This window comes from Nocardia sp. NPDC050408, from assembly GCF_044458905.1.
Taxonomy (GTDB): Bacteria; Actinomycetota; Actinomycetes; order Mycobacteriales; family Mycobacteriaceae; genus Nocardia.
Genome location: NZ_JBITIL010000006.1, coordinates 196,602 through 214,725 on the forward strand (window position 1 = coordinate 196,602; position 18,124 = coordinate 214,725).

General features: G+C 65.0%; 12 protein-coding genes. 4 read left to right on the forward strand and 8 right to left on the reverse strand.

Annotated elements, in window-relative coordinates:
• Window positions 1-88: 88 nt before the first annotated feature.
• The 5 genes from ACIBJI_RS20310 to ACIBJI_RS20330 all read right to left on the reverse strand — a co-directional run bounded on the left by ACIBJI_RS20310 (window position 89) and on the right by ACIBJI_RS20330 (window position 6,490).
• Window positions 89-991 carry an alpha/beta hydrolase gene (locus tag ACIBJI_RS20310; RefSeq protein ID WP_364345940.1) on the reverse strand — a complete coding sequence of 301 codons (903 nt, stop codon included), beginning with the start codon at window positions 989-991 and terminating at the stop codon, window positions 89-91.
• Window positions 992-1,023: 32 nt separating this feature from the next.
• Window positions 1,024-1,956, reverse strand: a complete 933-nt coding sequence (locus ACIBJI_RS20315) for an undecaprenyl-diphosphate phosphatase (protein WP_396956631.1) — start codon at window positions 1,954-1,956, stop codon at window positions 1,024-1,026.
• 579 nt (window positions 1,957-2,535) lie between these two features.
• Window positions 2,536-3,963 carry an aspartate ammonia-lyase gene (locus ACIBJI_RS20320; RefSeq protein WP_397085212.1) on the reverse strand — a complete coding sequence of 476 codons (1,428 nt, stop codon included), beginning with the start codon at window positions 3,961-3,963 and terminating at the stop codon, window positions 2,536-2,538.
• An 11-nt stretch (window positions 3,964-3,974) separates the two neighbouring features.
• The gene (locus ACIBJI_RS20325) at window positions 3,975-5,024 is read right to left on the reverse strand and encodes an asparaginase domain-containing protein (protein WP_396956632.1); all 1,050 of its coding nucleotides are present in this window, start codon (window positions 5,022-5,024) and stop codon (window positions 3,975-3,977) included.
• Window positions 5,021-6,490, reverse strand: coding sequence for an amino acid permease (locus tag ACIBJI_RS20330; RefSeq protein ID WP_397085214.1), 1,470 nt, complete (start codon window positions 6,488-6,490; stop codon window positions 5,021-5,023). Before ACIBJI_RS20330 ends, ACIBJI_RS20325 begins: the two co-directional genes overlap by 4 nt.
• A 111-nt stretch (window positions 6,491-6,601) precedes the next feature.
• Here ACIBJI_RS20330 and ACIBJI_RS20335 point away from each other — a divergent pair, with 111 nt between their 5' ends.
• Window positions 6,602-7,279, forward strand: coding sequence for an FCD domain-containing protein (locus ACIBJI_RS20335; protein ID WP_364345950.1), 678 nt, complete (start codon window positions 6,602-6,604; stop codon window positions 7,277-7,279).
• Between the two features lie 5 nt (window positions 7,280-7,284).
• Here ACIBJI_RS20335 and ACIBJI_RS20340 read toward each other — a convergent pair whose 3' ends face one another.
• Entirely contained in the window at window positions 7,285-8,520 is a 1,236-nt protein-coding gene (locus ACIBJI_RS20340; RefSeq protein WP_397085216.1) for a PucR family transcriptional regulator, read from the reverse strand.
• Between the two features lie 252 nt (window positions 8,521-8,772).
• Between ACIBJI_RS20340 and ACIBJI_RS20345 the strand changes: the two genes are divergently transcribed.
• From ACIBJI_RS20345 to ACIBJI_RS20355, 3 genes are all read left to right on the forward strand, one after another.
• On the forward strand, window positions 8,773-9,909 hold the full coding sequence (locus ACIBJI_RS20345; protein ID WP_397085218.1) for an esterase/lipase family protein: 1,137 nt from the start codon (window positions 8,773-8,775) through the stop codon (window positions 9,907-9,909).
• A gap of 1,305 nt (window positions 9,910-11,214) precedes the next feature.
• On the forward strand, window positions 11,215-13,071 hold the full coding sequence (locus ACIBJI_RS20350) for a hypothetical protein (protein WP_397085220.1): 1,857 nt from the start codon (window positions 11,215-11,217) through the stop codon (window positions 13,069-13,071).
• Window positions 13,072-13,226: 155 nt separating this feature from the next.
• Complete coding sequence (locus ACIBJI_RS20355; protein WP_397085222.1) at window positions 13,227-14,648, forward strand: MFS transporter; 1,422 nt, start codon at window positions 13,227-13,229, stop codon at window positions 14,646-14,648.
• 2 nt (window positions 14,649-14,650) lie between these two features.
• Here the strand turns inward: ACIBJI_RS20355 and ACIBJI_RS20360 are convergent, their stop codons facing one another.
• Together ACIBJI_RS20360 and ACIBJI_RS20365 are read right to left on the reverse strand one after the other, a co-directional pair.
• Complete coding sequence (locus ACIBJI_RS20360) at window positions 14,651-16,744, reverse strand: AMP-binding protein (protein ID WP_397085478.1); 2,094 nt, start codon at window positions 16,742-16,744, stop codon at window positions 14,651-14,653.
• Window positions 16,745-17,209: 465 nt separating this feature from the next.
• A complete protein-coding gene (locus ACIBJI_RS20365; protein ID WP_397085224.1) occupies window positions 17,210-18,118 on the reverse strand; it encodes a UbiA family prenyltransferase in 909 nt (302 codons plus the stop codon).
• Window positions 18,119-18,124 lie beyond the last annotated feature (6 nt).

Genomic DNA, 18,124 nt, shown 5'->3' on the forward strand with positions numbered 1-18,124 from the left:
ATACGGGATCGGTATGGGGTTGCGGCGCCGGTCATGACATTGACAGCGCTCGACTCGAATAAGTTCAATCCGAACGCGCCGAAATATTTCATTCAGCGGGGAAGGCGAAGTCACGGATGAGGGCCGCGAGTTCGAGGGGGCGGTCGCCCTGGACCGAGTGTCCGGCGCCGTCGACGATCGCGACCCGTGCGCCGGGGCGGCGGCGGAGCAGTTCCGCGACGTCGGCGTCGTCGACGACCGGTGAGCGTGCGCCGCGTACGAGCAGCAACGGTGCTTGTACGGCGGAGACGTCGTCCCAAAGGGGGCTGAAGTCGAGCGAGCCGTCGGCGGTCGGGCGAAGTCGGTCGTAGCGCCAAATCCAGCGGCCGTCATCCCGCTGGCGCGCGTTGTGTAGCACTCCGCGCCGCAGCGACTGGACCGACCGGCCCGGATTGTGTGCGACGGTACGCTCGAGGATCTCGTCGAAGGAGCCGAAGTCGGTGGGGCCGTTGACGAATGCGACTATCGCCGCGGTCTTGTGCGGGTTGTCGTTGGTGCCGGGGGTGACGTCCACGACGATCAGGCGGCGCACCAGAGCCGGGCGGCCCGCGGCGAGTCGCAGTGCGGTCAGCCCACCGAGGGACATGCCGATGACCGCCTTCGCCTGCGGCGCCACGGTTTCGACAGCGGCGGCGACCGCGTCGGCCAGCCGGTGTGGCGTGTACAGGTGATCTGGCCACCAGTCGGAATGGCCGTGACCGGGCAGGTCGAACGCGATGAGGGGGCGATCCAGCGCCAGTGCCACGGTGTCCCAGGTGTGCGCGTTCTGCGCGCCACCGTGCAGAAGCACCATCTCCGGCTCGCCGTCACCCCAGCGCAGGCCACTGATGTGGCGACCGGAGCCGATGTCGACCGAGAACCGTTGCACCTGTGGCGGACCGGACCAGGCCAGCCCGGCCTCGGCCGCATTCTCGGCGAACAGTCCGAATTCGTCATAGGTCGGTGTTGTCATCTGAGTTCGAAACCTGTTTGTCGAATATGGATTCAGCTGAAGTGGATGATCGAGAGCAGTCCCACGACCAGTGAGTACGTTGCGAACGGTAGCAGGGTGCGAGTTTGGAAGTGCCGCTCGAGGTAGCGCACGGCCAGCCAGGACGATGTGCCCGACACGATCGCGCCGACGAGAACCGGCCCTCGGATGCCGTCGGTTTCCGGTCCGAACAGCTCCGGTATTTCCACGATCCCGGCGCCCAGGATTGCCGGAGTGGCAAGCAGGAAGGCGAATTTGGCCGCGTGCGTGTGTTCGAGACCGCGCCACAGTCCGCCGACCATGGTCAGGCCCGCGCGGCTGAACCCGGTCAGCAGGGCGCCGGCTTGGGCGAATCCGATACCGACGGCATCGCGCGCCCCGAGGGCGGCCAGCCGCCGGTCCGTTTGGCGGGCTGGATGCGATGCGGCGGTGAGGGCGAAACGTCGCCCATATTCCGCCAGCGTCGGCTCGTTGCGTCGGCGCAGCCCCTCACCGATTACCAGCACGACGCCATTGAGAGTCAGGAAGATGGCCGCGTCGATGGGCCCCTCGAACAGTGCGTGTAGCAGATGCACGAGCAGCGGCCCGAGGATGGCGACCGGCGTGGAGGCGATCACGATCAGCCACGCCAATCGCTGCGGAACGGTATCGAGTTGCCTGGTGCGCAGCGACGTGACGAAACCGGAGATTATCGAGCACCAGTCGCGCCAGTAATACCCGAGCAACGCCACAGCGGTCGCCACGTGTAGCGCGACCACGAACGCGAGATAGGGATTGCCTGCGCCGGAGTCGTTCTGGACCAATAACTTCCGCCAATCACCTCCCACCCATGCGGCGATCAGCACGGAGTGACCGAGGCTGGAGATCGGGAACAGCTCGGTGACCCCCTGTACCGCACCGATAACAGTCGCTTCAAGATAGGTGATCATCGCGGACGATTCTTGCATGTGCGCGACGGTCCTTCCGGCTGGGAGTATCACCTACCGATTTGTCCGAATACCGGTTGCAGCAGCACCTTTCGGGAGTGGGCTCGGACCCGGACTGTGCGACATCGTCCTGCGACATTCGCCGGATTCGCGCTGTTCGGCTGTGGGTGGGCACGACTGGAGTCCGCTGTGCCGTGATGGCCGGTACCGCTGGCAAGATCATGTACGGAAATGCCTGCGGTGCCCAGCAATTCGTCGGCGAGTGTCGAGCGAACTTCGTCCCCTAGCTCGAGGGGCGAGGTGCCTTCGGGCAGAGCGGGTTTCGACTTCGCGCGGGGAGGCTTGCGAGGACGCCGACGGTCTCGTCCAGCGCGCTGGGCCGTTGGGACCGGGAACAGCGGCCATGCGGCGGAATATTTTTGACCCGCCCGGCAACACACCGTGTTGCCGGGCGAGTTCCTTCCCCGTTCGCTGCGCGAACGCCGCCACGTCGCACAGCGCTGCAATGTTAGCCCAACTGGCACGCATATCTATGTCGCCACGCCGATGTCGGCGTGTTCGGCGTGTTGCATGCCGAACCGTAGACCGGACGAGGCGCCACTACTGCGCCGCAGCAGCTTCGGTTGCCGGAGTCGGCAGTCCGGCGAGGCGGTGCGGTGCCAGTAGGGATTTCACGGTTTCGGCTGGCAATAGGCCGAGCTCGGTGGCGATTTCCTCGACCGGGCGGCCGGTGTGCAAGGCCTGCTTCGCGATTCGGGCGCTGGCGGCGTAGCCGATGTGGGGGGTGAGGGCCGTGACGATACCGATGGAGCGGCGCACGCCCTGTTCCAGGTGGTCGCGGTGGGCAGTGATTCCCGCGACGCATCTGGTTGCGAGAGTGTCGATGGCGGCAGTGAGATGCGCGGTGGTGCGCAGCAGGCTGTAGGCGATGATCGGCTCGAAGGCGTTGAGCTGGAGCTGGCCCGCCTCGGCGGCCATGGTGACAGTCATATCGTTGCCGATGACCGCGAATGCGACCTGGTTGACGATCTCCGGGATTACCGGATTGACCTTGCCCGGCATGATCGATGATCCGGCTTGTACTGGGGGAAGGGAGATTTCCCCCAGACCCGTCGTCGGTCCCGAGGACATGAGCCGCAGGTCGTTGCAGATCTTGGACAGTTTGACCGCGACGCGTTTGACGATGCCGGAGATCTGCACGAACGCACCGCAATCCTGGGTGGCTTCGATGAGGTCGGCGGCCGAGGACACCGGAATCCGAGTGATGTCGGCGAGATGGGTGCAGGCCAGCGCCGGATAATCCGGATGGCCGTTGATGCCGGTCCCGATCGCGGTGCCGCCGAGATTGCATTCGCGCAGTAGCGCGGTGCCCTCGTCGAGGCGGGCGCAGTCCTCGCGCATCATGATCGCGAAGGTGCCGAACTCCTGCCCGAGCGTCATGGGTACGGCATCCTGGAGCTGGGTGCGACCCATCTTGATTACGTCGGCGAATTCGATTGCCTTGCTGTCGAATTCGGTCGCTAGACGGCTCAATGCCGCGATCAGATCGTGGATGTGGTGCACGATGGCGAGCTTCACCGCGGTCGGGTAGACGTCATTGGTCGACTGGCCCAGATTCACATGATCGAGCGGATTCAGTTCGGTGTAGCCGCCGCGGTCGTGGCCGAGCAACTCCAGTGCGCGGTTGGCGATGACCTCGTTGGCATTCATATTCGTCGAGGTACCGGCCCCACCCTGAATGGGATCGATGGGGAATTGGTCGTGCAATGCGCCAGCGCGGATCTCGTCGCAGGCCGCATCGATAGCTTCGGCACGGCGGGAATCGAGTAGGCCGAGGTCTCGGTTGGCGCGGCAGGCGGCCTGTTTGACGGCGGCGAGCGCGGTGATCAGTGCCGGGTAATTCCCGATGCGGTCGCCGGTGATAGCGAAATTGTCCAGTGCGCGCGCGGTGTGGACGCCCCAGTAGGCCTCGCGTGGTACCGCGCGGGTGCCGAGGGAATCGCGTTCGGTGCGAGTGCTTTCGGTCATCGGATTCCTGTTCAGTTTGATGTGTGCGGGATCGGCTGTGTCGCAGGGGGATTCGAGAGTTCGCCGAGCAGGTTCGTCGTCATCCAGCGGTGCAGCTCGCTACCGGACAGGCCGATGTCGACCAGGTAGCCGAGTTTCGCGAGCGTGGCCTCCCGGGTCATATCGCGGCCACCGATGGCACCCGCACCCCGCATGGCCCGGCCGGGTTGATAGCGGTCGAGATCGACTGTGCCGCTGTCACAGTGGGTGATGACGACGACGGGCGTCCCGCGTGAGGTGGCCGCACGTATTGCCTCGACTGTTGCTGAACCGTGCAGCGGTAATGTGCCCGAGCCGTAGCACTCGAGTACGAGTCCGCCTCGGTAGTGACGCAGTGCCACGTCGAGGAGGTCCGGGTGCATTCCGGGAAAGACGGTGAACAGGCCGACCGGCATGCGATCCGGGCGCGACTGAATTTCCGGCAGCCGGGGCGGCGAGGGTGGTGGTGTGTATTCCCGGACTGTGCTGAATCCGTCGTAGTCGTCGCACGCGCGTTTGCTGGCACGCACCGCGGGATGCAGCGACTTTCCGAAGGCGATAAACGTTCCGGAAACCGATTGGGCAGCAATGCTGTTCAACGCGAGCGTCAGATTGCTCCGTGCGTCGCTACCGGGAAGCCCCAGCGGGATCTGCGCTCCGGTCAGCACGACGGGCACCTCTATATCGCGTAGCTCGAATGCCATCCGAGCGCCCACGTAGGCCATCGTGTCGGTGCCGTGCACGACGACGACCCCGTCCGGCCGCCGCTCCTCGATGCCGGACCGGACCTGTCCGGCGATGCGGCGGGCGGTGTCGGCCCCGGCATCGGAACTGTCGATGACCTGGTCGAGTTCGGTGTAGCCGAACCGTACCGCGATACCGTTCTCGCGCTCGAATCGCGTGATGACGTCGGCGATTTCACTGTCCAGACCCTGGCGCGGGCGCAGTCCGTCACCGTGATCGACCATCCCGAATGTGCCACCGGTGTAGAGGATATCGACACTGATCTGCGAAACGCGTTGCGCAGTAGCGACCGAGGTCACGAGCTCTCCGATCCGGTGCTGGTGCCCTCCATCGGCGCGAGCACGTCAGGTTCCAACCGTCCACGCACCCGGTACCAACCCGCCACCATCGCGGCGATGACCAGCAGGAATGCCGCGAGCGTGATGCGCCCGATCTCGTCGTCGAAGAACATCAGCACGATCACCGCCAGCAGGAAGCCGAGGGTGAGGATATTGAGCACCGGAGCGAAGGGCAGCCGGAAGGCGGGCCTGCGGTAGTGCCCCTGCTCGGCGCGGCGCACGAAGATCCAGTGGCAGATCATGATCGACGCCCAGGTGCCGACAATGCCGAGTCCGGCCAGATTCAGCACGATCTCGAAGGCCTTCTGCGGCATGACCAGATTGAGCACCACACCCGCGATGCCGACCACACTGGTGATCAGAATGCCGCCGTACGGGGCGCCATTGCGGTTCAGCCGCTGTGCGAAACGTGGTGCCGCGCCGGCCACCGCCATCGAGCGCAGAGTGCGGCCGGTCGCGTAGAGCCCGGCGTTCAGGCTGGACATCGCGGCGGTGAGCACCACCAGATTCATCACGTCACCGGCGTGCGGAATGCCGATCGAACTCATCACCGTTACGAAAGGACTTTCACTGGGGGAGTAGGCCGTCCACGGCAGCAGCAGTGTGAACAGGATGACCGAGCCCGCGTAGAACAGGATGATCCGCCACATGATGGAGTTCACCGCGCGCGGCACCACGAGCCGGGGGTTGTCGGCTTCACCCGCTGCGACGCCGATCATTTCGGTGCCACCGAAGGCGAACACCACACCGAGCGCGATGGTCAGCATCGGTGCAAGTCCGTGCGGGAAGAGTCCGCCGTGATCGGTGATCGTCGAGATGCCGGGATCGTTCCCGCCGACCGAGGTGCCGGTGACGATGAATCCGATGGCCAGCACCATGAATACAACAATGGTCCCGACCTTGACCAGCGCGAACCAGAATTCGAGTTCGCCGAACAGTCGCACCGACATGACGTTGAGCGCGACGACGACCGTCAGCGCGATCAACGCCAGCACCCACTGCGGCACGTGGACGAAGAACGACCAGAAGTGTGCGTACAGCGCGACCGCCGTGATGTCGGCGACGAGCGTCGTCGACCAGTTCAGAAAGTACAGCCAGCCCACCGTGTACGCACCGCGTTCACCGAGGAATTCGCGGGCATAGGACACGAACGCCCCCGACGAAGGCCGGTACATGACGAGTTCGCCGAGGGCGCGCACCACCATGAATGTGAAGATTCCGCACACGATGTAGACGAGGGCAAGGGACGGTCCGGCGAGCGACATCCGACCGCTGGCGCCGAGGAACAGTCCGGTGCCGATCGATCCGCCGATCGCGATCATTTGCATATGGCGCTTGCGCAGCCGCTTCTGGTAGCCGAGGTCCCCGATATCGATCCGCGGTGCGGGCGTGGGGGTGGCGATCGACTGTTGGTCGTGGTGTTGCATCGAAAACCTTCCGTGGGCCGGATTCGGCCCCTGAGAAGTAAGGCTGTCAGGCTGTAAGACAGGTTGACTGTAATGGGGGTCACAGCGACTGTCAATGCCATACTGGGTCGCGTGACGGTCGAGGAAGGGTACGTGCAGCGCATCGGCGCCACCGAAGCGGTCTTTCGTCGGCTCAAGAGCCTCATCCAGAGCGACGATTACGCGGTGGGCGATCGCCTGCCCGCAGAACTGGCGCTGGCCAAGCAGTTCGGGGTGAGTCGGCCGGTGGTCCGTGAGGCGCTACATGCCTGCGCCATCCTCGGGCTCACCGAAACCCACACCGGCCGAGGCACTTTCGTCGTCTCAAAGAACGCCGATACCCAGCCGACCTTCGCGGGCGTCGGGGCCGGTGACCTGATCGAGGCGCGCCGGCTCGTCGAAATACCGGCCGCCGGATTCGCCGCCGAGCGCCGCACGCCGGCCCAGGTGCACCAGCTGTTCGAAATCCTGGACAAGCTGGCCGCTGCCCCGGATGCGCACGAATGGGTGCGCTACGACGGCGAATTGCACACCGCGATCGCGGCCGCCAGCGGCAATACGATGCTGACCGCCATGGTCGCCGACACCCGCCGTGCGCTGGACCTGCAATCGGAGTTCTTGAATCTGACCCAGGACCGCCGCACCGACTCCGACCGCGAGCACGAAGCCATCGTGCGGGCCATCGAGGCGGGTGCGCCGGAGGCCGCGCGTGCGGCGATGACCGATCACCTGGAACGAGTCGCCGAAACGGTCGCCCGGATCGGCGCCTGAACGTCTCACCGCTGCAGATCCGGCGGCTGGTGTGTGCGCTGGATGGTGAGTGATGCGGCGAGCAGGCGGGAGTTGTGCGGGTCGGTGGGATCGATGCCGGTCAGCTCGGCGATGCGGCGCAGTCGATAGCTGAAGGTGTTGGGGTGCACATGAAGTCGTGCCGCCGCTGCCTTGCGGTCGGAGCCGTAGCGCAGATGTGCCTCCAACGCCTCCAGGAGATGGGGGTTGCTCAGCAGTGGGATGATGCGCTCGGCCAGCCGGTCACGGGCGTGGCCCGGCCGGGTGAGTTGGTATTCGAGCAGTAGATCGTCGAGTCGATAGGTTCCGGTCGGGCGGCCGAGTAGACGTGCGAGCGTTGCGAGCTCGGCCACTTCGGTCGCGGCATCGGGCAGTTCGGCACGTGCGACCGCCGGCCATTCGGCCAGATATGCTGCCGCACCGAATTGTTCGGCCAGGTCCGCCGCCAGCGCGGCATATCTCGTCAGTTTCGGTTCGTCGGAATACGCTGGAAGAAGGGCGATTCCGGTGGCTCCGTCGAAGGTCACCAGCGCGGTGCCGTTGCTGATCGTATCGAGGGTGCGGTGCAGGATCCGTATCCGTCGCCGCGCCAGTAGATCAGCGACCGAGGTGGGGTGGTCTTCGGAATCGATATGGATGCCGAGCACCGTATACCGCTCGCTGAGCGGGGTATCGGCGCGGGCGGCCTGTTCATCCGCGGGTTGGCCGCGCAGCAGTGCCGAACACAGTTCGCGGCGGGCTTCCCGCTCCGCGTTATAGATGGATTGTTCGACCGCGGTGTAGGTCTCGACGACGATGATATTGATGTGCTTGAGCAGATCGAGCAGGCGTGAGCCGACTCGGACCAGATCGGCCATTTCCTCGGGCGTCGCAAGTGCGGCGGCTTCGGCAAGCACCGACTGCGCCGAACCGTGGATTGCCTCGATCAGGATCGAGAGCGGAAAGCGGTCTTCGGCATGCCGCTCGGCGACCGGTGCCACGAAGGTCGCGACCTCGGCGCCGGTGAATTCGCGGTCTTCGCCGATGGCCTGCAATACGGCGCGGCCGCAGGCGTAAATCGCGGGCAGCACCTCCGCAGTGAAATGTCCTTCGGGCAGATCGGTCGCGGGCGGGGTCGCACCGAGGCCCTCGGCGAGCATGCGTTCGGAGATCTGCGGCCACCGGGTCAGTAGCCGGGTCACCAATGGGGCATCTCGGGTGGCCGAGGTCGGGGCGATTGCCATGCGCCGATTGTTGCCGACGACAGGGCGCACTTCAACGTTTCGGTTTTCTCAACCAGAACTTTGTCGTCGACGACAAACCAGTGCGGAGTTTATTCGTCATGCCGTGTAGTGACGTCGTCTAATGACCGTCCTAGATTTCGAATACCGCGTAATCACAATGGCGGCCATCACATTTCGATCGATCTGTGACCCATGGCATAGCGACCGGCGTGGCGCGGAACCGATCGGGATGGGAAGTACGAAATGTTTGCAATGAAGCAACGCGGGTGCCGTACCTTCGCGGGTGCCGCCCTCATCGCTGGACTGGCCGTGGCGCACGGTCTCGGGATCGGTGCGGCGGGCGCGGAGCCCGCCGAATCCGATCAGCAATTCCTCGTCGAACAAATCAACGCGGGGCTGGCGCCGGCTCCGGACGGGCGCCAGCCGCGGGCGATCGTGGATACCGGAAGTGGATCGGGCTGGGCCAAGAGCATCGCATCCAATACCGTCGGTGAGGGGCCCGAAATGACCGCGGCTCTTGCGGCTTTCGGGTACGGTCTCACGAACCCTGACGCCGCGCCCGCGGGTTCGAACCGGTGGGACTGCAAGCCGAGTGCCGAACATCCGAACCCGGTGGTGCTACTGCACGGCACCTGGCTTAACGCTTTCGACACCTTCGCCTATCTCTCGCCGCAGTTGGCGCGGGCGGGATTCTGCGTATTCGCCTTCAATTTCGGGCGATCGGGACTGATGGACGGCGGCGGAATCGGTGCGTTGCTGCCCGGTCGCTACGGAGTCGGGCCGATGGCCGAATCCTCGCGCCAGCTGGCGGATTTCGTGGAGCGGGTGCGCGCGGCCACGGGGGCGGAGAAGGTCGATATCATCGGTCATTCGCAGGGTGGGACGGTGGCGAATCAGTACCTGAAATTCGACGGAGGTGCCGATAAGGTCGGCAAGCTGGTCACTTTCGGTGCGACACACCACGGCACGTCGTTGATGGGCATCGCGTTGCTGGGGCGGGCCATCAATAACCTCGGTGTGAATATCCTCGGTTTCTACGAGCCGATCGTCGGGCTGTCGAATATCGAACAGGCGGTGGGGTCTTCGTTCTACGCACGGTTGAACGCGAACGGCGATACCGTGCCCGGTGTCGATTACACGGTCGTCGGGTCGCGCTACGACGAGGTCACCAATCCCTACAACTGGACGTTCCTGCAGGCGGGGCCGGATGCCGCAGTCGACAACATCACGCTGCAGGACGGCTGCGAACAGGATCTGTCCGACCACCTGACCATGATGTACTCGCCGCGTGCGGCTTCGATCGCCCTCGAGGCTCTGGATCCCGCGCACCATTCGAGCTTGGACTGCAGCTTCAACCCATGGCTGATCGGAGGTGGCGGCGCCCTCTGAGTTCGACCGATGCACCCTGCCCGAATCGGCCGAGCCGGGCAAGGCGCGGACTTCCCAATCTCGGGAGGTTTGACGACCTGAGTGAAAATTGACTGCGCCACTGTCCGTCTTCGGGTCCACGCGAATCGGACCGTGGTTACGGGTCAGCACACCCGGTTGCACCTGACCGCGGTAACGACACAGCAGGAGACCTCGGTGAATCAGCGGTCGCGGTTCGACCCGGGCGAACTGCGGGCGATGGTGACCAGGTTGGAACGCCTCATCGTCGAAGCCAACCGAACCGTCGTTGAGCTCAAGGCCGCGATCGAATTCGCGGAGGCGGAGTCGGTTGGTGCGTCCGAAGGGGTGCTGTCGGCTGCGGCGTCTGCGGAGGTGTCGTCGGGTGCGGTATCTGCGGCGGCGTCGGACGTGGCGGCTGTGGAGGTGCGGTCGGGTGCGGTATCTGCGGAGGTGCTGTCGGCTGCGGCGTCTGCGGAGGTGCGGTCGGACGGTGCATCGGCGAAGGTGCGGTCAGCAGCGGCATTCGCGGCGGCGCAGTCGGATATCGCGCATTTTGCGATGCACTCGGACGTTCCGCCTGTTGCGGTGCATTCGGATATCACATCTGCGTCGGTGCGCCCCAACAGCGCATCAGGTCAACCGGCGACAGACCAACACACCGCGAGTCGACACCGCCCATTCGTCCGTGAGCCCGCACCAACTCCGTGGTCCCGTCGCACAGTGGACACTCCGTGGTCCCAACGCACGGTCCGCCCACGCCCAGCGAAACCGAAGGCACCCGCCGCACCCTCCACATTCCCTGGGTCGGAACCGCTCCCATTCGCGACCTCTGTCCCACCGATAGTCGAGCGAACCCCGCCCCGCCAGCCCACCACGGTCCACGCGGGCGCCGTGTCGACACCGACAGGTCCGCCGAGCGACACCGTGCAGCCGGCGCCAATTCGACCGACGACGGATGTTTCAGCGCCGGAGGCAGTTTCGCCACCGGTGAATATTCGGCGGCCAGGCCCAATGCCGCTGTCGACGGATGCCGCGGAGCCCATCGCAGTGGCTGTGCCGATGGATGTAGGGGAGCCCGCGCTACGGGTAGAAGTTGAGGAGCCCGAGGCTCTTCCAGTACCCGTGGATGTGCAGGAACCGGAAACCGCGGCGCCGAGTGGTCCACTGGGCGATACCGCGAAGCTAGAGGCGTTTCGATCGTCGCGAGATGTTGCGTCGGAAGTAATTTCGCCTCCAGAGGATGTTCGTCCGCTAACCGCCCTCCCGCTGTCGGTGGACATTGCGGAGCCGGCGGCGGCGCTGCCCATGGACGTAGGCGAGTCGGAGGGTGCGCCGCAATCGCTGGATATTGTGGAGCCCGCGGCCGTGGCGCTACCGGCCGATGATCGCGAGCCGGAGGCAGCACCGCTACCGGTCGACGTTTCGGAACCCGAGACGCAACGACCACCGGCGGAGATCGAGGCGCCGACGGCTGTGCCGTTGCTGGCGGATGCAGCCGAGTCCGCAGCGGTTGGGCCCTCGGAAGATCTTCGGGAGCCGGAAGTCGTTTCGGCACCGAGTGGTGTGCTAGGCGATACCGCCAATCCGGAGGTGATCGGACCGTCGAGGGATATTCAAGCGCCGGAGGGGGTTTCGCCACCGACAGGCCCTCTGCCGCTGTCGGATATTGCGGACTTCGTGGCGGCGGATGTCGAGGAAGGCCCGGCCGTACCTCTGCCGGTGGATATTGGGGAACCCGAAACGGTACCGCGACAGGCTGCGGATGTCGGCGGGCCGGGGGGTGCGCCGCAATCGCTCGATCCTGCCGAGCCCGCGGCCGTGGCAGGACCGACAGATATTCGGGATCCGGATGCAGGGGCGCGGCTGGCCGATGGTTCGGAACTTGCGACGGTACGTGCGCCGCTGGATAAGGATGTGCCGGGGGGTGCGCCGCAATCGCTCGATCCTGCCGAGCCCGCGGCCGTGGCGCGACCGACAGATGTTCGGGAACCGGATGCGGGGGCGCGGCTGGCCGATGGTTCGGAACTTGCGACGGTACGGGCGCCGCTGGATAAGGATGTGCCGGAGGGGGTGCGGTCGCTGGCTGATGTCGCGACCTCAGCGCCGGAGGCGCTATCGGCAGATCTTGGGGAGCCCGATGTTCTGCCGCTATCGGTCGACATCTCGAATTCCGAGTCTGTGCAGCCGCGGGTGGATAATCAGCCGCCCAGGGCAGTGCCATTGCCAGCGGATGTCGCCGAGCCCGCAGCGGTGCCGCTACCGGCGGATGCTTGGGAGCCCGGGATTCCACAGCTACCGGTTGACGTCCAGGAACCACCACTGGCGGCGCCCGTCCAAGAACCTGACTCGGCATCGCGGCCGGTCTGCGTTCAACGACCAGAGTCGGTGCCCGTGCCGGTCTATGCTCGAGAATCCGAGGTGGCGCGGCCGCAAGCGCAGGAGTTGGAGCCGGAAACTGTAGCGTTCCCGGTCTACTTTCAGGAATCCGAGACAGTACAACTCTCGGCGTATCCCGATGTCGAGATGCCTTGCCCCAGTGGGGAGTCCGTTGATTCGGTGACCTTGACGACCGCTGTCGAGTTGGCGGCGCAGCACGGTCTGGACATCATTGGATTCGATGGGCCGAATGTCGACACGTATGTTGTCCGGGAGGTGACCGCGGCGGTCGTCGATATGCTGACCAGGTATCCGATTGCCTTGCGTGGCATACGGATTACCGATCCGGACGATAGCGCGCCCGCAATAGGTGGGCCGTCTCCGGCGCTGCCGCAGTCGGATGCGTCGGCGATTTGGATGGTGCTCGATGGTGGGGCCTTGGCGACCTTGGTTCCGGAAGCCGGGAGTGCGCGGCCGCGCAGGTGGTTGCGGCGGCGGCGCAATGCCGATCGGCCGGTGTATGCCGCGGTTGTGCGCGAGTACGGTTGTGCGCTCGATGTCGCGGGGGACTTTCGGGCCCGGCATGAGGCGCAGCGCCGACTGATTACCGAATCCCTGCGTGGCAGTGCGGGTCTCGCCTACAACCCATTGGATCCGAGCCTCGCCCTGCTCGATGCGTTCACCGATGTGGCGCTGCACGGGGATCGGGCGGGGAAGTTGGCGAAGGAATTGCACGACATGCTGGTGAAAATGGCGCGAGCCGAGTCGACTGATCTGTCGGCCTGATCCGACCAGGGCCGGGCCGCGACTTGGGCGGGTTCACAAGTTGGGTGACGGTCGGCTTGTGTGTTGACGGAGTCTTTGCTCGCTGACCCGCGGTAGCCACCGGATTGTTCGTTACCGTCATCGCGTTCGATTGCCCGCGTTCGGGAGGATCAGCTGTGACGGAGATCGGGACACGACGATCCGACGAGCGGACGGGCGGTGAATTCGGCGCGTGGCTCGCCTTCGCCGGTTGCCTCCTCGCGGTCTTCATGCAGATGGTCGATGTGACCATCGTCAATACCGCACTGCCAAATCTCACCGCTGACCTGCGGGCCTCGCAATCGGCGCAGGTGCTGGTGGTCTCCGGCTATTCGCTGGCCTTCGCGTGCACCCTGCTGACCGCGGCGCGCATCGGTGCCATCTTCGGCCGTCGCACCGTATTCCTGGTCTCGGTCACGGCGTTCACCGCGGCCTCACTGTGGTGCGGAATGTCTACCAGCGCAACTGAATTGGTAACCGCGAGAATCGGCCAGGGCATCGCGGGTGCCGGGATGGCGGCACAGACGATCGCCATCCTCATTGCGAGCTTCCCGCCGAATCGACATCAACAGGTGTTCGCGCTATACGGCGCGACCGCCGGATTCGCCGGAATGCTCGGACCGATCCTCGGTGGCGCGCTGGTCACCGCTGATATCGCCGGACTCGGTTGGCATTCGATATTCCTGATGAATCTGCCCGTCGGCGTGCTCGCCTTCGTCCTCGGCTTCAGATATCTGCGGCTCGGCAGGCCGCCGGAACGCGATCGCATCGACCTGGGCGGGGTAGCTTTGTCTACGGTGAGTCTGTTCGCCCTTCTTGCCGCGCTCGCCGACATTCAGCAGAACGGTTGGCGGCCATGGCCTTTCGGCGTAATCGCGGCAGCATTCGCGGTCGGCGCGGTGTTCTTCGCCTATGAGCGCAGGCTGGTTCGGCGTGGCGGCAGTCCGCTGGTGCGCCTGGATCTGTTCGCCGATCGTGGCTTCGCCATCGGTGCGGCACTGGTGGCGAGCTTCTTCGGCCTGTTCACCGCATTCGTCTTCACCGTATCGATCACCCTGCAGGACGAACTGCACTGGTCCGCACTGCGCACCGGTGTGGCGATGACACCGTTCGCACTAGGTGCGGGCGCTGGTGCCCTCGCCTCGCTGCTGCTTGTAAGGCGTTGGGGAGTAAGGGCACTCGCATTCGGCATCGCGATGTACGGATGCTGCGTGGCGATCGGCGCGGCTTACCTGCGGATCTCCGCGGGCGAGGTGAACCTCGCCCTGGCGCTCGGCCCGGTTTTCATCGCGGGATTCGGGGTCGGTCTGTTCGGCGTGCAACTGCAACCACTGATGCTGGCGGGATTGGAGCAGCGCCAAATGGCCGAGGCATCGGGCCAGCTGCCCACCATCGAGCAGATCGGCAATGCGGTCGGGCTGGCGCTGCTCAGCGTAGTGTTCTTCCGCACTCATACCTTGGACGGAAGCATTGCTATGCTGGCCGCCATCGCGGTCCTCGCGATTGCGATGGCGCTGCCGACTCTGGCGTTGCCGGCACCGTCGCAGGAACCCGCATAAGGTCAGGCCGAGCCAGTGGTGCCCAGCGGAGATGGTTCGCCGGGCTCGGATCCGATGAGCAGTCGTTTGAGGATCTTTCCGGTTTCGCCGCGGGGGAGCGCGTTGAGGAAGGTGACATCGCGCGGTACGGAAAAACGGCTGAGCCGGTTGCGAATATAGGACCGGATCATATCCGAATCCAGTCCCGCGCCTTCGCGTTTCACAACGAAGGCGGCCAGACGCTGCCCGAATTCGGTATCCGGGACACCGACCACGGCGACCTCACTGACCTGCGGCAGATGCGCGAGTGCCTCCTCGACCGGACGTGGGAACACGTTCTCGCCGCCGGAGATGATCATCTCGTCATCGCGCCCCGCAATGAACATGCGGCCCGCCACATCGAGATAGCCGAGGTCCCCGGTGTCGAGCATGCCATCGGCTTCTGCGGGCGGCGCCGAGTTCACATAGCCGTCGAACAGCATGTGGTTGCCGACGAAGATACGCCCGGTGACGCCGATCGGAACAGGACGTTGATCTGGACCCAGCACCGCGACTCTCGTGCCGAGCGGCGGTCGGCCCGCGGTGGTCGGTGCGGTGCGCAGATCGTCGGGGGTGGCAATGGTGGCCCAGGAGACTTCGGTGGAACCGTAGACGTTGTAGAGGATCTCGCCATAGGTATCCATGAACCGTAAGACCGTCGCCCCTGCCAGCGGCGCACCGCAGCTGATCACGGTGCGCAGACTCGACGTGTCGTAGCGTGCACGCACGGCAGTGGGCAGATCGAGGATGCGATTCACCATTGTCGGCACGACGATCATGCTCTCGACCTGGTGTTCGGCCATCAGGCGCAGACAATCCTCCGCATCGAACCGCTCCGGCAATACCACCGTTGCACGCAGCGCAGTACTGAGCTGCAGCCCGGCCAGCCCCCAGGTGTGGAAGAGCGGAGCCGGAATGAGCATCGCCGCATCCATCGCGAGCGGAATCCGCGACAGCAGTGCCGCGATGGTGCCGAAACCCTTCGGATGGGGGCGGCGCGCGCCCTTCGGAGTGCCGCTGGTTCCCGAGGTCAGCACGATCAGCCTGCCAGGCTGTGCCGGCATGCGAAATTCGAACTGCCCCATCGCGATCAGGTCGTCGATGGTGGATCGACCGGGTACCGGCGGTCGGCCGTCGGTATTGAAGCGGTGCAGATCGGTATGCAGATAGCGGACCAGTTGCTCCAGATCGCCGTCGACGAACAGTGCCGAAAGCCGGTGGCGCTGCACGATTTCCTCGATGCGCCGCCCGGACAGCCCCGCATTCAGCAGTGCCACATCGACCCCGAGTTTTCCGGCGGCGACCATGGTTTCGACCATGCCCGCATGGTTGCGCGAGAGCAGTCCCACCGCATCACCCGACGCGAGACCCAGGGTAGCCATGGCCCCGGCGAGCGCATTCGTGCGCTCGTGCATCTGGGCGAAGGTGCGGGTACCGGAGTCGTCGACGACGGCGATCCGGTCCGGTGAATACGCCGCCCCCGCCGCATACCCGCCCGCCATATTGAATCCCCACTTCGTCAGGGAGCGAGCCTGTTTGATGCTGGTCGCTGGATTGGTGGGTCGCGCGACGCCGGTGCTCATGATCTGCTTGGCCACACCCACCTGTCGCCGCAGCGGCGAATTCTCGGCATTGACCAGCACCGAGTTGTGCGCGCCGCGAATGACATCGACCGCGTGCTGTAACCCGCTGTTGATCCACGTCATCACCGCGGCATTGGACTGCTCCGGCAGCGATGGATGCATCCGGCCCGGCGCGAACAGGGTGATGACGATCTTGGTGCGCTCCTCGTCGCCGCGCAGGCGGACCGAGGCGAAACTGCCGGTACCGAGGCACTCCAATTCGAAGCTCTCGTACCAGCGGCACACCCGCAACCGCACCTGATGGGTGCGTATTCCGGTTTCCGGCGTGCCGACCCGCAGTTCCAGAATGCCGTTATCGGTACGGGATTCCACGCGTTCGCAACCGCCGATGCCGGCGAATAACCGTGGATAGGTCTGCGGTTCGAGCAGCAGATCCCAGAGTGCTTGCCGGGCGATCGTGAATTCCGCGCCCACATCGATGATGTCGGTAACCAACTCATGCACTTCTCGTCGGCCGGTTCGAACAACTCGGGTCGGCGGTAACCCCTATAGACGCAAGTATGCGAGGCCTCACCCGTGTTGCCCACCATTCACTGCGAAGTTGGGTTCGCGCCCAACCGGTGACCGACGCCTATGTGAATGCCCCCAATGATCATCGGAATACGCCCGCCGCGTCCGGCGCACCCCACCTGGGATGGATCACAACGCCTGCGTTAGCCAATGATGTTGTGCTCCAATAGGATTGTCGAAATGTTCAGGCAACCCTAAGCTGAGAACACATGGTGATCACCGGGCACCGTCGCCGACACCGTGTCTCGAATACTTCGCACGCGCGACACCGAGGCCGCAGTCGGTGCCGCTGGCGCAGCGGTGTTCGAGGGCAGGTCGCGCTCATCGGTTCGGGTAATCCGATCCTCCCCGGATCTGCGTGGGCGCGTCCTGCCGATGATGATGATTCGCCTACGTTCTGAAGGCGAAGATCGCGCTGGCCAGAGTCAGGCAGTACCAGTAGGTGTAGAGGAGGTAGGTGGTGTGGTCGGCACGGCGCTCGCGCCGCCGCAGCACGCGGTAGGCGATGACCAAGGACAGCAGCGCCGCGGCCACTCCGATCAGTGCCGCCGGGGTCGGTGCGTTCCGATAGACGAGGAAATGCATGGCAATCGGATAGATCGCGAATGCGGCCGCGAAGAACCGGCGGCAGGCCATCTCGCCGAAAACCACTGCCGCGGTGCGTCTTCCGACAGCCAGATCACCGTCGATATCGCGCAGATCTTGCAGGGATACCAGCACACTCAGTGGTATGGCGATCGCCGCGATCCAGGTCCAGGCCGCCGGGGTCAGGGGAGTCACGATCTGCCAGGCGGCCGCGAGTTGGGCGATCGTGCCCGCGACCATCGCCGCATTCTTCCCCCACAGGGCGCGGGCACCGCCCAAGTGATTGTGGAAGGCCCACGCCACAATCCAGAGCACCGTCCATTCCAGGACCCGCAGCGCCGCGCCCAGCACAAGGAAGGCGGCAGTGACCCAGACCAGCCGCCACTTGGCACCCTGCGGGGTGACGAGTCCGACGACGAGCGGCCGGTGCGGCTTATTGCGGCGATCCTCCTCGATTCCGGTCAGCTGGTTGGAAAGATTGAAGGTGTAGATGTAAAGCCAGAAATAGACCAGACATTCGGCCAACACCAGCGGCAGTGACGCGATACCGGCCCGAGTGCTCATCCAAGCCGCGACGGCGAAAGTCGTCGCGGGCACAACGGTTGCCGTCAGGTCGCCTGCGCTGAACGACCAGCAGATGTGGAGCTCACGCAGTAGGCCGCTGGTCAGCGCGCCGGCCGTGCGGCACGCGGGCGCTTCGGCGGGTGCCGCCATGTCTAC

Excerpts from the sequence above, each read along its gene's own strand:
- ACIBJI_RS20350 (WP_397085220.1), top strand. The coding sequence starts at position 11,215 with ATGGACGTAGGCGAGTCGGAGGGTGCGCCGCAATCGCTGGATATTGTG.
- ACIBJI_RS20340 (WP_397085216.1), bottom strand. The coding sequence starts at position 8,520 with ATGGCAATCGCCCCGACCTCGGCCACCCGAGATGCCCCATTGGTGACC.
- ACIBJI_RS20365 (WP_397085224.1), bottom strand. The coding sequence starts at position 18,118 with ATGGCGGCACCCGCCGAAGCGCCCGCGTGCCGCACGGCCGGCGCGCTG.
- ACIBJI_RS20310 (WP_364345940.1), bottom strand. The coding sequence starts at position 991 with ATGACAACACCGACCTATGACGAATTCGGACTGTTCGCCGAGAATGCG.
- ACIBJI_RS20345 (WP_397085218.1), top strand. The coding sequence starts at position 8,773 with ATGAAGCAACGCGGGTGCCGTACCTTCGCGGGTGCCGCCCTCATCGCT.
- ACIBJI_RS20320 (WP_397085212.1), bottom strand. The coding sequence starts at position 3,963 with ATGACCGAAAGCACTCGCACCGAACGCGATTCCCTCGGCACCCGCGCG.
- ACIBJI_RS20330 (WP_397085214.1), bottom strand. The coding sequence starts at position 6,490 with ATGCAACACCACGACCAACAGTCGATCGCCACCCCCACGCCCGCACCG.
- ACIBJI_RS20315 (WP_396956631.1), bottom strand. The coding sequence starts at position 1,956 with ATGCAAGAATCGTCCGCGATGATCACCTATCTTGAAGCGACTGTTATC.